This window comes from Caballeronia catudaia (assembly GCF_001544755.2).
In the GTDB taxonomy this organism is placed as follows: domain Bacteria; phylum Pseudomonadota; class Gammaproteobacteria; order Burkholderiales; family Burkholderiaceae; genus Caballeronia; species Caballeronia catudaia.
Genome location: NZ_FCOF02000003.1, coordinates 108,208 through 122,061 on the forward strand (window position 1 = coordinate 108,208; position 13,854 = coordinate 122,061).

The 13,854-nt window shown below is 63.3% G+C and carries 13 protein-coding genes; 6 read left to right on the plus strand and 7 right to left on the minus strand.

Features of this window, described 5'->3' with window-relative positions:
- Nucleotides 1-38: 38 nt before the first annotated feature.
- The 6 genes from AWB75_RS04395 to AWB75_RS04420 all read left to right on the plus strand — a co-directional run bounded on the left by AWB75_RS04395 (nucleotide 39) and on the right by AWB75_RS04420 (nucleotide 5,603).
- Nucleotides 39-626, plus strand: coding sequence for a peroxidase-related enzyme (locus tag AWB75_RS04395; protein WP_061122858.1), 588 nt, complete (start codon nucleotides 39-41; stop codon nucleotides 624-626).
- Nucleotides 627-632: 6 nt separating this feature from the next.
- Nucleotides 633-1,526 carry a LysR substrate-binding domain-containing protein gene (locus AWB75_RS04400; protein ID WP_061122859.1) on the plus strand — a complete coding sequence of 298 codons (894 nt, stop codon included), beginning with the start codon at nucleotides 633-635 and terminating at the stop codon, nucleotides 1,524-1,526.
- A 93-nt stretch (nucleotides 1,527-1,619) separates the two neighbouring features.
- Nucleotides 1,620-2,369 (plus strand): SDR family NAD(P)-dependent oxidoreductase, encoded by a 750-nt coding sequence (locus AWB75_RS04405; RefSeq protein WP_061122860.1) that lies wholly within the window; start codon nucleotides 1,620-1,622, stop codon nucleotides 2,367-2,369.
- Nucleotides 2,370-2,425: 56 nt separating this feature from the next.
- Nucleotides 2,426-3,754, plus strand: a complete 1,329-nt coding sequence (locus tag AWB75_RS04410) for an MFS transporter (RefSeq protein ID WP_061123039.1) — start codon at nucleotides 2,426-2,428, stop codon at nucleotides 3,752-3,754.
- Between the two features lie 26 nt (nucleotides 3,755-3,780).
- The gene (locus tag AWB75_RS04415; RefSeq protein ID WP_061122861.1) at nucleotides 3,781-4,623 is read left to right on the plus strand and encodes a transketolase; all 843 of its coding nucleotides are present in this window, start codon (nucleotides 3,781-3,783) and stop codon (nucleotides 4,621-4,623) included.
- Nucleotides 4,620-5,603: a transketolase family protein gene (locus AWB75_RS04420; RefSeq protein ID WP_061122862.1), complete on the plus strand. Its 984-nt coding sequence runs from the start codon at nucleotides 4,620-4,622 to the stop codon at nucleotides 5,601-5,603. The genes AWB75_RS04415 and AWB75_RS04420 overlap by 4 nt, the downstream gene beginning before the upstream one ends.
- A gap of 43 nt (nucleotides 5,604-5,646) precedes the next feature.
- On the opposite strand, the gene AWB75_RS04425 is transcribed toward AWB75_RS04420, so the two are convergent.
- The 7 genes from AWB75_RS04425 to AWB75_RS04455 all read right to left on the minus strand — a co-directional run bounded on the left by AWB75_RS04425 (nucleotide 5,647) and on the right by AWB75_RS04455 (nucleotide 13,853).
- Complete coding sequence (locus AWB75_RS04425; RefSeq protein ID WP_061122863.1) at nucleotides 5,647-6,222, minus strand: DUF2894 domain-containing protein; 576 nt, start codon at nucleotides 6,220-6,222, stop codon at nucleotides 5,647-5,649.
- Entirely contained in the window at nucleotides 6,215-6,862 is a 648-nt protein-coding gene (locus tag AWB75_RS04430) for an OmpA family protein (protein WP_061122864.1), read from the minus strand. The genes AWB75_RS04425 and AWB75_RS04430 overlap by 8 nt, the downstream gene beginning before the upstream one ends.
- Complete coding sequence (locus tag AWB75_RS04435) at nucleotides 6,859-9,072, minus strand: DUF802 domain-containing protein (RefSeq protein WP_061122865.1); 2,214 nt, start codon at nucleotides 9,070-9,072, stop codon at nucleotides 6,859-6,861. The genes AWB75_RS04430 and AWB75_RS04435 overlap by 4 nt, the downstream gene beginning before the upstream one ends.
- 10 nt (nucleotides 9,073-9,082) lie before the next feature.
- A complete protein-coding gene (locus AWB75_RS04440) occupies nucleotides 9,083-9,778 on the minus strand; it encodes a DUF3348 domain-containing protein (protein ID WP_061122866.1) in 696 nt (231 codons plus the stop codon).
- A gap of 76 nt (nucleotides 9,779-9,854) precedes the next feature.
- Nucleotides 9,855-10,940, minus strand: a complete 1,086-nt coding sequence (locus tag AWB75_RS04445; RefSeq protein WP_061122867.1) for a linear amide C-N hydrolase — start codon at nucleotides 10,938-10,940, stop codon at nucleotides 9,855-9,857.
- Between the two features lie 22 nt (nucleotides 10,941-10,962).
- A complete protein-coding gene (locus tag AWB75_RS04450) occupies nucleotides 10,963-12,273 on the minus strand; it encodes a BatD family protein (RefSeq protein ID WP_061122868.1) in 1,311 nt (436 codons plus the stop codon).
- Nucleotides 12,273-13,853 (minus strand): vWA domain-containing protein, encoded by a 1,581-nt coding sequence (locus tag AWB75_RS04455; protein ID WP_061122869.1) that lies wholly within the window; start codon nucleotides 13,851-13,853, stop codon nucleotides 12,273-12,275. The genes AWB75_RS04450 and AWB75_RS04455 overlap by 1 nt, the downstream gene beginning before the upstream one ends.
- Nucleotide 13,854 lies beyond the last annotated feature (1 nt).

Genomic DNA, 13,854 nt, shown 5'->3' on the forward strand with positions numbered 1-13,854 from the left:
TCTACAATGGGTCTTCGATCAACGCCTTCGAGGACGTCATGACGCAACCGCCCATCAGCCGCTATCCCGTTCCCGAACCGCAAGACTGGCCCGACGATATCCGCGCGCGCATTCTCGAAGTGCAGGACAAGGCGGGCTTCGTGCCGAATGTTTTTCTCACGCTGGCGCATCGGCCCGATGAGTTTCGCGCGTTCTTCGCGTACCACGATGCGCTGATGCTGAAGGATGGCGGGCTCACCAAGGGCGAGCGCGAGATGATCGTCGTCGCGACGAGCGCGGTGAACGATTGCCTCTATTGCGTCGTCGCGCATGGGGCCATCTTGCGGATCTACGAGAAGAACGCGCTGGTCGCGGATCAGGTGGCGGTGAATCATCGCAAGGCGGATATCACGCCACGTCAGAAGGCCATGCTCGATTTCGCGCTGAAAGTGTGCCGCGCGTCGGGCGCCGTGAACGATCAGGATTTCGCCGCACTGCACGCGCATGGCTTCAGCGCTGAAGATGCGTGGGATATCGCGGCGATCACCGCGTTCTTCGGGTTATCGAACCGCATGGCGAATGTGATTTCGATGCGGCCGAATGACGAGTTCTTCCTGATGGGGCGTGTGCCGAAAGAGCCAAAATAATCACCCATGCGCCTCCCTCCGCTGAAATCCATCATCGCGTTCGAAAGCGTCGCGCGCACCAAGAGCGTCAACCGCGCCGCCGACGAACTCGGCCTCACCCCTTCCGCCGTCAGCCATCAACTGGCGAATCTGGAAGGCATCGTCGGCCGTCCGTTGTTCACGCGGCTCGGCCGCGGTCTCGTGCTCACGCCCACCGGCACGCAATATCTCTCCGACGTGACCGGCGCGCTCGCCGAGCTGAATCGCGCGACCGAGCGTGCATCGAGCGAAACGTCGGTCGAAATATTGCGCATTCATTCGAGCCCGAGCTTCGGTCTCATGTGGCTGCTGCCGCGTCTCGCCGCGTTTCAGGAAGCAAACGGCGACATCCAGATGAACCTCGCGTGCTCTTATGAAAACGTGTCGTTCACATCGGGTTATTTCGACATCGACGTGCGTCATGGCTATGCACACTGGACCGATGTCGAAATCAAAACCCTGCGCCACGAGACCATCGCGCCGCTCGCATCGCGCGCCTATCTGGAGCGCTTTCCCGTGGCTTCTCCCGACGATCTTCTCGAACGACGCCTGATCTTTTCCGAATCGCCGCTCGTGCAATGGCAGCAGTGGTTCGGCAAATTCGGCGTGGCCGTGAAGCGCAAGGCGTTCGATTTTTCATTCGACCGCTCGTACATGTCGCTCGAAGCGGCTGCGCTCGGTCACGGCATCGCGCTCGAAAGCACGATGCTCGCCTCCGTCCATCTGGAACGCGGCTCGCTGGTGCCTGTTTTCAGCAGGGAATTTGCGGTCGAAGTCGGCGCACATCATCTGGTTTACCCCAGTCAGAACGCCGGATTGCCGCGCGTAGCGAAGTTTCTCGCGTGGATGGATCAGCAAATCGAGCGCCGCACCGATACCTGAAAATTTCTCAGCAACAGTTGAGACAAACTGCGTTGATCGTCAGGTCGAAGGCGAAGACACTGCGTCTACACCAGACAACCAACGGAGACAACGATGTTGCTCGAGAATCAGGTAGTGATCGTCACGGGCGCGGCTTCGGCGCGCGGCATCGGCAAGGCGACGGCAAAGGCGCTTGCCGCACAGGGCGCGCGCATCGTCGTGCTGGATTTGAAGGAAGCCGACGCGCAAAGCGCCGCGAACGATCTGGGCGAAGGCCATCTCGGCCTCGCCTGCGATGTCACCGATAAAACCGCATGCGTCGCCGCCGCCGACGCGACGATCGAAAAGTACGGGCGCATCGACGCGCTCATCAACAACGCAGGCATCACGCAGCCCATCAAGACGCTGGAAATCGGCGCGGATAACTTCGACGCCGTGATCGACGTCAATCTGCGCGGCACGCTGTATATGTCGCAAGCCGTCATTCCGCAGATGAAAAAGCAGCAGCGCGGCAGCATCGTGTGCATGTCGTCGGTGTCGGCGCAGCGCGGCGGCGGCATCTTCGGCGGACCGCATTACAGCGCGGCGAAGGCCGGTGTGCTCGGTCTCGCCAAAGCAATGGCGCGTGAATTCGGCGGCGACGGCATCCGCGTCAATTCGATCACGCCGGGCCTGATTCAAACCGATATCACCGGCGACAAGCTCACGCCCGACCTGCGCGCGGACATCATCAAAGGCATTCCGCTCGGCCGTCTCGGCGATGCCGCTGATATCGCCAATGCGTGCCTCTTTCTTTCGAGCGATCTGTCTTCGTATCTCACGGGTATCACGCTCGACGTGAATGGCGGCATGTTGATTCACTGATCGCACGCAGGCGCACCTGGATAACCAGGGCGCCTGACATGGCTGGAGACAAACTCATGAAATCCAAACTCGCCGCATCGTCGGCAAGCGCTCAGTTCGCATCATCCGATGATGCAACGAGCTTCGAGGCAAAGACCTATGCCAAGGTCGGACGCCGCCTCATTCCGTTTCTGATGCTGTGTTATCTGGGCGCGTATCTCGATCGCGTCAACGTCGGCTTCGCCAAGCTGCAGATGCTCAACGATCTGCGCTTCTCCGAAACCATCTATGGCATCGGCGCGGGTATCTTCTTTCTCGGCTACTTCCTCTTCGAAGTGCCCAGCAACGTGATCCTGCATAAGGTGGGCGCGCGCAACTGGCTCGCACGCATCATGCTGACGTGGGCCGTAATTTCCGCGAGCTTCGTGTTCGTCAAGTCGCCCACGATGTTCTATGTCCTGCGCTTTCTGCTCGGGGTCGCCGAAGCGGGCTTCGCGCCCGGCGTGATTCTCTATCTGACGTACTGGTTTCCCGCCGCGCGCCGCGCCAAAGCGCTCTCGCTGTTCTTCATGGCGATTCCGCTCGCGGGCATCGTCGGCGGGCCGCTTTCCGGCTACATCATGCATGCATTCCAGAACGTGCACGGGCTCGCCGGCTGGAAGTGGCTCTTCATGCTCGAAGCCCTGCCTTCGCTCTTCCTCGGCGTCGCGATCCTGTTCTATCTCGACAACGGCATCGCCGGCGCGAAGTGGCTCACCGATGCGGAAAAAGCCCTGCTCGCCCGCAATGTCGAGAAGGACAACGCGCAGACGGTCCAGCACGTATCGATCCGTTCGTTCATCGGCGATCGTCGTCTGTGGCTGATGGCCGCGATCTACTTCTGCGTCGTGCTGGGTCAATACGGCCTCACGTTCTGGCTGCCGACGATCATCCGCCGCACCGGTGTAGCTGACCCGCTGTGGGTCGGCATTCTCACCGCGATTCCGTATCTCTGCGCCATCGTCGCACTGCCGCTGGTCGGCGCAAGCGCGGACAAGCGCCGCGAACGCCGCCTGCATCTCGCGATTCCGATGCTCATCTCCGCAGCCGGCTTCGCTACCTTGCCGATGCTCGGCAGCGTGGGCGCCTCGATCGTCTGCGTGAGCGTCGCGGCAGCAGGCATTCTCGCGTCGTCGTCGCAATTCTGGTCGCTGCCTACGGCAGTGCTGGGCGGCATGTCGGCTGCGGCGGGCATTGCGGCGGTCAACTGCTTCGCCAATCTCGCGGGCTTCTTCTCCCCGGCGATCGTCGGCTGGCTCAATGACTTCACGGGCAAATCGACCGCGGGCCTGATCTTCATCTCGTTGGCTGTCGTGCTGGGCGCGGTGCTCGTGTTCTTCGTGCCGGCCAAGACGGTCAATCGCTAAATCCAATTCACTCAAGGAGACAACACATGAGTACTCCCGTCATCGAGGAGGTGACGCTCGCTGAGCGCGCCCACCGTATTCGCCGCAACGCCCTGCTGATGGGCGAAGTGCAAGGCCAGGGCTATATCGGCCAGGCGCTCGATATCGCCGACGTGCTGGCCGTCGCCTACTTCGGCGCGATGAACTACCGCCCCGAAGATCCGCAATGGGAAGATCGCGACCGCTTCCTGCTGTCGAACGGTCACTATGCGATCGCGCTGTACGCCGCGCTGTTCGAAGCGGGCATCCTGCCGCAAGAGGAACTCGAAACCTACGGCAGCGACGACAGCCGCCTGCCCATGTCCGGCATGGCGAGCTATACGCCCGGCATGGAAATGTCCGGCGGCTCGCTGGGGCAAGGTCTCACCATCGCGGTGGGCCGCGGCCTCGGCCTCAAGCGCAAGGGATCGAAGTCCTTCGTCTACACGCTCTTTTCCGATGGCGAGCTCGATGAAGGCTCGGTCTGGGAAGGCCTGATGTCGGCGGCGCACTGGAAGCTCGATAACCTCATCGCGATGGTCGACGTGAACAACCAGCAAGCCGATGGCCCTTCGACACAGATCATGGCCTTCGAGCCGCTCGTCGAGAAGCTCGAAGCGTTCGGCTGGTACGTGCAGCGCGTGAACGGCAACGATATCGACGCCGTGAAGCGGGCCTTCGACAACGCGCGCACTTCGAAGGAAGCGAAGCCGCGCATCATCGTGTGCGATACGAAGATGGGCTGCGGCGTGCCGTTTCTCGAACAGCGCGAGAAAAACCACTTTATCCGCGTCGATGCCGACGAATGGCAACTGGCGCTCGAAGCACTCGAAGCAGGGAGACAAGCATGAGCACGCGCCTCAAGACATCGGCGATGATCGCCTCCATCGCGAACGAAGGACAGGTCACGCGTTCCGCACCGTTCGGCCATGCGCTCGTCGAACTGGCTCGCACGAAGAGCAACGTCATCGGCATGACGGCCGATCTCGGCAAGTACACGGACCTGCATATCCTCGCGAAGGAATTTCCCGATCGTTACTATCAGATGGGCATGGCCGAGCAATTGCTGATGGGCGCGGCGTCGGGCTTCGCGCATGAAGGCGCACAGCCGTTCGTCACGACCTATGCGGTATTCGCGACGCGCCGGGCGTATGACTTCATCCATCAGACGATCGCCGAAGACAATCTGGATGTGAAGATCGTCGCCGCGCTGCCCGGACTCACGACGGGCTACGGCCCGAGCCATCAGGCGGCGGAAGACCTCGCGTTGATGCGCGCGATGCCGAACATGACCGTGATCGATCCGTGCGATGCGCTCGATATCGAGCAGATGGTGCCCGCGATCGCCGCGCACAAGGGTCCCGTGTATGCGCGTCTGTTGCGCGGCAACGTGCCCGCCGTGCTCGACGAATACGACTACACGTTCGAGCTCGGCAAGGCGAAACTGCTGCGCGACGGCCGCGACGTGCTCGTCATCTCGTCGGGCATCATGACGATGCGCGCGCTCGAAACCGCCAAGGCGCTGCAAGCCGATAACGTCGATGTCGCCGTGCTGCACGTGCCGACGATCAAGCCGCTCGATACGGACACGATCATCCGCGAGGCGAAGCGTTCGGGACGTCTCGTCGTGGTCGCGGAAAATCATACGGTGATCGGCGGACTGGGCGAAGCGGTGGCGACCGCGCTGCTGACGGCGGGCGTGACGCCGGCGTTCCGTCAGATCGCATTGCCCGATGCGTTCCTCGACGCAGGCGCGCTGCCCACCCTGCACGACCGCTATGGCATCTCCACGAACGTGATGGCGAGCACGATCAAAGGCTGGCTGGCGTAATGCGTGATTGCGCCGCGCGGTTGCACGAATCGCGCGGCGTTTTTTATTTCTTCTTGCGTGCGCTTTTCTTCGCGCCCGGCGCATCTTTCGAAACGGTCGATACAGGACCGTTCATCGCTTCCATCCACGAAAGCGCATCGATGTACGCGAGAAATTGCTGAAGATATTCCGGCGATAACTCGCGCATCAACGACAGCGACCGATGCACGAGACTGCTCGAATTGAGCGGCCCCGCATTCTTCGGCACTTGCGCGAACGAATCGCGCAACTGCTTTTCCGCGCTGACCTTCGACCACACCGCACGGAAATAATCGAGCAACTCCGCGTGCGAAGTCTCGTTCGTCGAAGTCGCCCTGGCGATGTCATCGACGAGCGCCGCGAGCGGGCCGTGTGCCGGATCGTCCTTCGCAGCAGCCACTTTCATCGAATCGATATCGCGCCGATACGCATCGAGCAATTGCTCGAGCCGTTCATCGAGCATGCGACGCGCCTCGCCTTCATACGCGCCCGCGCGCCGGTCCAATGCATCGATGAGATGGAAGCGCACGGGATTCGCGCGGTCGTCGCCGTTCGCGCGCCATGCGTCGAGCATCGCGCGTGCCGATGCCGCGTTATTCATGCGCCTTCGCGTCGCCGTTGGTCGGCCGCGGCACGGCCGAAATCTCGACGCGCCGGTTCTTCGCGCGCCCTTCAGGATCGGCGTTGGAACTCACCGGCTGCTCGGAGCCGAACGCCGCCGCGAACACGGAAGGAGAAGGCACGCCCGCATCGATCAACGCGCGCGTCACCGTCAATGCGCGCTTCGCGGACAGCTCCCAGTTGTCCGCGAAGCGGCGATTGTTTTCGTGAACCTGCTGATCGTCGGCGAAACCGCTCACCATGAGAATCTCTTCATGCGCGCGAAGATACGTGGAAAGCGGTCCGGCCAGGCTTTTCAGCACGTCGCGGCCCTGCGGCTGCAACTGATCCGAGTTGAGCGCGAAGAGCACGCTTCCGCTGATGCCGATGCGCCCGTTCACGAGCGTCACGCGCCCCGACGCGAGCGGCCCCGCGAGCGCCTGCTCCAGCGTCAGGCGGCGCTGCGTTTCTTCCTGCCGATGCTTCACTTCTTCGTCGAGCTTGTTTTCGAGCTGCAATTGCACGCCGATCACGCCGACGAGTATCAGCACGAACGCGCCGAGCAGCACCGACATCAGATCGGCGAATGCGGCCCAGATTGGCGCGGCGTATTCCGTGCCGCCGTCGATGTCCTCGTTCATGCCGCGCGCGCTCCGGCCACGCGATGGCCCGCGATATGCTGCAAGTCCTCGACGATCTGCTTTTGCGACAGCATGCTCAGATCGATGACTTCCTTCGCCTGCGCGACGTAATACGCGAGCTGCTCATCGCTGCGTGCGAGCGATTTGTCGAGCGCGCTTTCGATGCGTTCCAGATGCGCGACGAGCTTCTCGTTCGATGCGCCGAACGACTGCACCGCCGCGCCGAACGCATCCGACATGCTGGCCATTTCGACCGCGCTCGTCGTCACTTGCGCGGCCATCGCGCCGAGCTTGCCGCCTTCGGTTTCGACCGTGCCGGTGAACTGCGTGCCGACGCGTTCGAGCAAGGTCGCCGAGGTATCGACCAGTGCGTCGATGGCGGCGCGTTGCTCGTTCGATGCGAGATTCACGGCATCGAGCAAGGTTTCGACTGTCGCGAGCAAACGGCTGCGCTCGTCGAGCATCGCGGTATCGCGCACCATCGAATCGGAAAGCTTCTGACGCATCTCGGCGACCACTTCGGCCGCGGCCTTCGGCGCCTCGGATGCGGCCTGCACGAGACGCCCGATCTCCGCGATCGTCGCGCTCGCATGGGCCTGCGATTGCGCGGACATGTCCTGCGCGGTTTGCGCGAGCGCATCGCAGATGTCCTGCTGACGATTCGCCGCCACCGCGCTCGTTGCCTGCCATTGCTCGCGCAACGACGCGGCCATCGTTTCGAGCGTGCCGCTCCATGTGGCAAGGCGCTCTTCGCTTCGCTGATCCACCGATTGCACCAGCGACGCGGCGTGTTCCTTGAAGCTCGCCGCAGCGGCCGTCAATGCGTTCTGGTTCTGCCCGGCTGCTTGTTCATTGAAGCGCGCATGCTGTGCGAGCGCGTCGGTCCACGCTTGCGACAGATTGCCCGTCGCGGTTTCGAGGCGTGTCGAAACGACATCGATCAAACCGGAAGAACGCGCATCGAACGTCTGTGCGAAACGATCCAGCGATGCGTCCATGCGCGCAACGAGGGCATCGCTCGATTGCCCGTGCTTGGCCACCGACGACTCCAGCGCGCCCGACACGCGATCCATCTGCACCGACACGCCATCGACGAGACTTGCTGCGCGCTGATCGAAGGCATGCGCGAAGCGATCGAGCGATACGCCCATTTCGCCGACGAGCGCCGCGTTCGACTCCGCATGCTTCGAGAGCGACGCGTTCCAGATCCGAGCGACCTTCTCCGACGACGCCTCGAATCCGCTGGACAATCCTTCGAGCTGACGCGCGACCGCCTGCTCGACGCTGCCGTGCAAGGCGCTGACTTCGCGCGCGATGCCGTCCATCGTCGTCTGCATGATCGGTTGCAGCGCGGCGCTCGCGGCCCGCGCGCTGTCCGCGACGCTCTGCTTCAACGACAATTCGACCGATGTCGCGAGCCGCCGGTATGCAGTCTCCGTCTTCGCGTGAAACGCCTCCTGACTCGCGCTCTGCCGCTCGCTCGCGGCAAGGCTCTGCTGCTCGATCGCGAGCGTCATCGACTGAAGACGATCGACGAGCTTCGGCATCAGTTCCGTCTGCATCCGCAACAGCTTGAACGTCTCTTCGCGCTGATGCGCCTGCGTGAAAACACGCAGCGTGCCGGCGATTTTCATGTCGAGCTGCTGCGTGACATGCAGGCGCTCGCGCCGGCACAGCGTGGACAAGAGGCCGAGCATAGCGGAGCCCGCGACGCCCGCGATCGACGTGCCGAACGCGAAGCCGAGTCCCGTCACGGGCGCGGCGAGCGACGCCCGGATCGCCGTCAGATCCGATGCGCTCTGCAGCGCGGTGCCCGTGCCGCGCAACGTCGCGACCATGCCGAGCAGCGTGCCGAGCATGCCGAGCAGCACCAGCAAGCCGACGAGATACGGCGCGAGCGCCGGGCCCGGCAATGCGGCGCGCTCGCCTTCGATACGCAGCCGCACCGTATTGCGCAGGCTCGGATGAAGCGTGTCGAGCCATACGGCCAGGCTGCGCGGCGCGCTTGCGAGCTGCGCGACGGCTTGCTCCAGGCTACTGGTGGTTTGCTGAAAGCGGCGCAGTTCGGCGGCGCCCGCGAGATAGCATCCGGCGATCACGACCGTGACGGCGAACGCGAGCGCATTCGAGCCGACATACGCGATACCGATGCCGCAGATCGCGGCGAGGCCAATCGAAAAGACGGCGATGTTCAATAGATTTCGGGGCATAGCGAGCCAGTTAGCGGATGCGAAGAGCCGCGAGCAAGCCTTCGATCGGTTGAAAACGAACATCCAGTTCGGCGAGCAATACGCTTTGCAGATCCTTGCGGAACACTTCGAGCCACGCGTTGGGCGGCGTTGCTTCCGCCGCAGCGTGCGCGCGCTTCAGGCGCTCGAAGTGTTTGCCGAGCAAGGCGGGCACATGCGCGAGCAAACTGCGCTCGCGCGCGCTCAGCGCCTGTTCCATCACGGCATCGACAACGGCTAAGCGCGCCATGTCCGGCGATCTGGCAGCGAGCGTCGATCTGAGACGAGTGCGCAGCGCGCCGATATCGGTGTCCATCGCCTGCTGCAAGGACACGTAGCGCTGGCGGTAGTCCGCGTAATCAGCCGCAGGCTGATCCGTCACCGGTTGCGCGGCGGCCCGATGCCTGCGATGCGCGGCCGCGTCCTCGCGAGCCAATGCGCCCGCGAGCGATGTCCGCACGCGCACGCACTCCTCTTCCACGTTGCGTGCTACGGATCGCGCGCCGGAGACGGCGGGCGGATCGGACGCGAGCGCGGTCGAGAGCGCGATCGCATCGGTCCAGCCGAGCCATTGGCTCAGGCGGTCCGAAAGCGATTGAGCGGGTTCGTGAACGTCGAGATCGGCAAAATGTGCCAGCAGGCGAACGAGCGCCGGGCCGCTGAATGCCGTGCGCTTGGAGCCTTGCACAGGATCACCGGGGGCAAAAGCTCGCTATTTTACCTGCGCGGGGGAAATCGATGCCCCGTTTTCTTGTAGACGCCCCTCAAGGCGCCTTCGCCGGCATGAACGCGAACGCGGGCGTCGCGACGAAACTGCCCGCTGTCTCGCCCGAAAAAACCTGGCCCGAATCGATCGTGAGCTTCATCACCGGCGCGCCAGGATTCAGGTTGAGCTTCTTCAACGACACCCAGAACGTATCGGGCCGCGTCGCCGAATCGAAGTAATAGATCATGTTCTGCTGGTCCGACACCGTGCGCCATATCGTCGATGAAAGATTCGGCTGCTGCGCCGTGCTGATGCCGAGCGGCACGCTCACCGAACGCATCAGGCTCATCACGCTCGCCACCGCCTGAAACGCGTACGACTTTTGCGGCACGCCCGCCATATAGTTCGGATCGGCCTGCTTCGGAATGGCATCGAGTAGAAAAGATGCGCGCACGAAGCGGTCCGCCGCGCGGTTCGTGCCCGGCAAAAAACCGGCGCCGCCGACGCTTTTCCAGTAGGTATCGATCGCGAGCTGCTCGTCGTAGATCGGCGAGTTCGTCATGACCTTGTACTTCTTGCCTTGATGAATCAGGAGCTTGCCGTTGATGTATTCGAAGATCGCTGAATCGCCGCGTGCATCGGACAGTGAAAGATGAATCGTCAGCGGTTTGCCGTTGGGCAGCGGCGGCGCGATGATCTGAAACGGCTCGCGCGAGAGCACATAGACGGCTTGCCCCACGGTCGCGAAGTTATCGAGCGCGTATTGCGCCCACAGGCTGATCGACATCGGATCGCGCTTCGGGTCGGGCTTGCCGTAGTCGGTCTCCGCGAGATAGAGCGCATTGGCGACGAGCCCGCGTTCGTTCATGCCATCGACCGTGCCGATCTCGTAGCCCGATACCACCACGCTCCCGTACTTCGATTTCCACTTGATCGACTTCGGACCCGCGTTGCCATCGCGTTCGATGCCCGCGGGCATGACCCAGAGATTCGAGCGCATGTCTTCGGACCAGTCCATCGTGCGGCCCGTGATCACGAGTCCCTTGTCGCCGACATACAGCGCGCGCGTACACGCTAGCGCGAGCGAGGTAGAGAGCAAGGCGAGCGCGACGATGCACGCGAGCTTCTGAGTCAGACGAGTCATGGCCGTATTTCCTCATCGATAATCAAGGACCTTCATTGAGCGGCGGCAGCGCCGGCCCTCTCGGGCGGCGCGAATGTTGCCATCGCATCCGCCGATGCAGCTTCATGCGCGCGCCGGACTCCGTCGCCTTTTCGTAATGCGTTTCGACGGCCTTCGCCAGATCTTGCAAATCGGGTTCCGAGAGCTGGTCGAGCAGCGCCGGACGCCTGAAGCGCGGGTTCACATCCATCCATCGATAAAGCGCCGGAATCACGCGCCGCATGACGCCCGAATCCACGGCACGCTTCAACGCACGCCACGCCGCGAACTCTCCTTCCGCGCGCTTCCTGCGCTCCGCGATCCACCAGCGCGACAACCGTTCGAGCCACACGCGCAAGCGCGGATAGAACCACACGCCCGCCACGATGCAAGCCAGCACGATGCACGCGATCACGATATCGCGCGCGTTCAGGAAGATCACCGTATGGCGCGCAGCGCCGGCGAGCGCATCGGCGGGAATCTCCCATAGCGGCTTCTCGCGCGCCGCGTGCGCCGTGAAGCGTATCGCAGGCAGATGAATGATTTCACGTCGACGCGCTTGCGTGTTCCACCATTCGATATCGATCGGCGGAAGCTCGTATCGCCCGCGTTTGTTCACGACATAGGTCACGGTATCGGTGCGCTCCCCCGCCACGAGACCCGTGCGATCGTCGGCGATGTTACGCGTCGCGGGCGGCTTCGGATAGCGCCGCAAGCCTTCGATATCGCCGAAGCCAACCGGCGCGATCAGCATCGACTCGGTCGCATCGGCGCGCTGCGTGACGATGCGCGTCACCGCGCCGCCGACTTCCAGCATGCCGCCGCCACCCGGCTCGATGCGCTGCGTCGCCGCGACATTCGGCGCGGGAAAGAACGGCGTCATGCCCTCCGCGCCCGGTGGCAGCGTCGCGGTGAATCGCAGCGGCGGCGTGTCCAGCTTCACAGGCGTATCCATGCCGCCCGGATGCAGCGTGATGCTGAACGCGGGCACATCGAATGCGCCCGACGCGCGCGGCACGATGCGATACACGCGGCTCACGCCGAACCATCGCACGCCATTGATCGTGTCGTTGACATTCAACGCGTTTTCGTCGGGCAGCGTGACGAATGCGTCGTGGATCTCGAAGAGGGGCCAGTCGGGTGCAGCGGTGAACCAGGTCGTCGTCAGTGCATCGACGACGAGCTTGACCGCGCTGCCCGCGACGACCGGCCCCGATGGTTCGAGGTGGGCGCGCAGCATCGTGCGCGGTGCATCGTCGGCGCAGGCGATCGAGCATGCGAGCCACAGAAGGAGCATCGCGAAGCAGCGGCGCATCACGGCCCGCCTCCCGCTTCCTGGGCGAAACGCAGATGCAAAAACGCAGCCGGCGACGTGTTCAGATTGCGCATCCACGCCTCTTCCGATGGACGCTGCCCCTGCACGAGCACTTGCTTGCCCTCGTTGCTCTTCTTCTTTTGAATGTCGACCTGATCGGGCTTCAGCGTGGTCGATTCATCGCCTTCGTCTTTCTGATCCTTGATGAGCTTCTGCACCAGTTCGCGGTTTGCGCGCGCATCGGCGAAATCGGCGCGCCGGGCGAGCGCGTTGTCGTAGGCCTTCAGCGCGCCTTCATAGTCTTTCAGATGCGCGAGCGTGTTGCCGATATAAAAGTCCGCTTCCGCCGTATCCATGCGCGAGAAGGTGTCGAGCGCGTCCGCATAATCGCCGGCGAGATATTGCGCGCGGCCTTTCCACATCGGATCGTCGAAGCGTTGCGCGGCGCGTTTGTAATCGCCGTGGTCGAAGCGCCATCGTCCTTGCTGATCGTGTGTGGCGAACAGATCGAGCCATTCGAACGACGCCGCGCGCACCTCGTTCTGCACGCCCATTGCTCCGCACGCGATCAGCAGGACGGGCAGCCATTTCACCGTCCATCCACGCCTGAAGCAATAGAGCGCGATGACGAGAATCGGCACGATCAGCCAGTAACCCGTTTCCTTCCAGCGCGGCACGATCTTCTCCTCCTGCGCCGCCTCCAGATAAACCTGCGCGCGTCGCTGAATCCATTCGATATCCTCATCATCCGAGCGCATGCTCGCGAGCGGAATCGACGCTGCCTGCGTGATCTTGCGGATCGCCGGCGCATCGAACGCGCCCGTGACCGGACGGCCCGCCTCATCCGTCGCGAGCTCGCCGTTCGGCTTGCGTATCGCGCCGCCGTTCTCCGTGCCCACCGCGAGCCATAGCAACTGATGTTTCGACGCCTTCGCGATCCGCACGAATTCGTCGGTGCGGCTTTCGTCGAAGCCATCGCTCATGAAGACGATCGTGCCCGCCGCCTCATCCTTTTGCAGCATGCGCTCGGCGATGGCGAGACCCGCCGCCGCGTTCCTGCCATCGCGCGGCATGAGTTCAGGCGCGAGCGCGGGCACATAGAGCTCGAGCATGGCCGGATCCTCGGTCGGCGGCACGACGAGATGCGCGCTCGATGCGAACACGACGAGCCCCGTGCGCGCGCCCTTTCTCGCCGCCGAGAGATCGAGAACCTTCTGCTTCGCGCGTTCGATGCGCGTCGGCGCGATATCCGCTGCATCCATCGAACGCGCGAGTTCGAGCACGACGACGAGCGGCGCCTTGTCCTGATCGAATGGCGGACGTTCCTGCTGCCATGTCGGTCCCGCGACGGCAATCGCACCGAGCGCGATCAGCGCGGACAGCGTATGCACCGGCTGCACGCGACGCCGCGTCGTCTCGCCGACGATCAGATGATCCAGCAACTGCGGCGCGATGAGATTGCGCCAGCGCGCGCGCACATCGTTGCGCCGCAGCCAGACGAAAGGCAGCAGCGCGGCGGGAATCAGCAGCAGCAGCCACATCGGCCGCAGAAAATGAAATGCGGTGAGATCGATGGCCATG

Bases quoted from the DNA above. Each gene is read 5' to 3' on its own strand.
- AWB75_RS04450 (WP_061122868.1), bottom strand. From the start codon at position 12,273: ATGCGCCGCTGCTTCGCGATGCTCCTTCTGTGGCTCGCATGCTCGATC.
- AWB75_RS04455 (WP_061122869.1), bottom strand. From the start codon at position 13,853: ATGGCCATCGATCTCACCGCATTTCATTTTCTGCGGCCGATGTGGCTG.
- AWB75_RS04445 (WP_061122867.1), bottom strand. From the start codon at position 10,940: ATGACTCGTCTGACTCAGAAGCTCGCGTGCATCGTCGCGCTCGCCTTG.
- AWB75_RS04415 (WP_061122861.1), top strand. From the start codon at position 3,781: ATGAGTACTCCCGTCATCGAGGAGGTGACGCTCGCTGAGCGCGCCCAC.
- AWB75_RS04425 (WP_061122863.1), bottom strand. From the start codon at position 6,222: ATGAATAACGCGGCATCGGCACGCGCGATGCTCGACGCATGGCGCGCG.
- AWB75_RS04395 (WP_061122858.1), top strand. From the start codon at position 39: ATGACGCAACCGCCCATCAGCCGCTATCCCGTTCCCGAACCGCAAGAC.
- AWB75_RS04420 (WP_061122862.1), top strand. From the start codon at position 4,620: ATGAGCACGCGCCTCAAGACATCGGCGATGATCGCCTCCATCGCGAAC.
- AWB75_RS04430 (WP_061122864.1), bottom strand. From the start codon at position 6,862: ATGAACGAGGACATCGACGGCGGCACGGAATACGCCGCGCCAATCTGG.
- AWB75_RS04410 (WP_061123039.1), top strand. From the start codon at position 2,426: ATGAAATCCAAACTCGCCGCATCGTCGGCAAGCGCTCAGTTCGCATCA.
- AWB75_RS04400 (WP_061122859.1), top strand. From the start codon at position 633: ATGCGCCTCCCTCCGCTGAAATCCATCATCGCGTTCGAAAGCGTCGCG.
- AWB75_RS04405 (WP_061122860.1), top strand. From the start codon at position 1,620: ATGTTGCTCGAGAATCAGGTAGTGATCGTCACGGGCGCGGCTTCGGCG.
- AWB75_RS04435 (WP_061122865.1), bottom strand. From the start codon at position 9,072: ATGCCCCGAAATCTATTGAACATCGCCGTCTTTTCGATTGGCCTCGCC.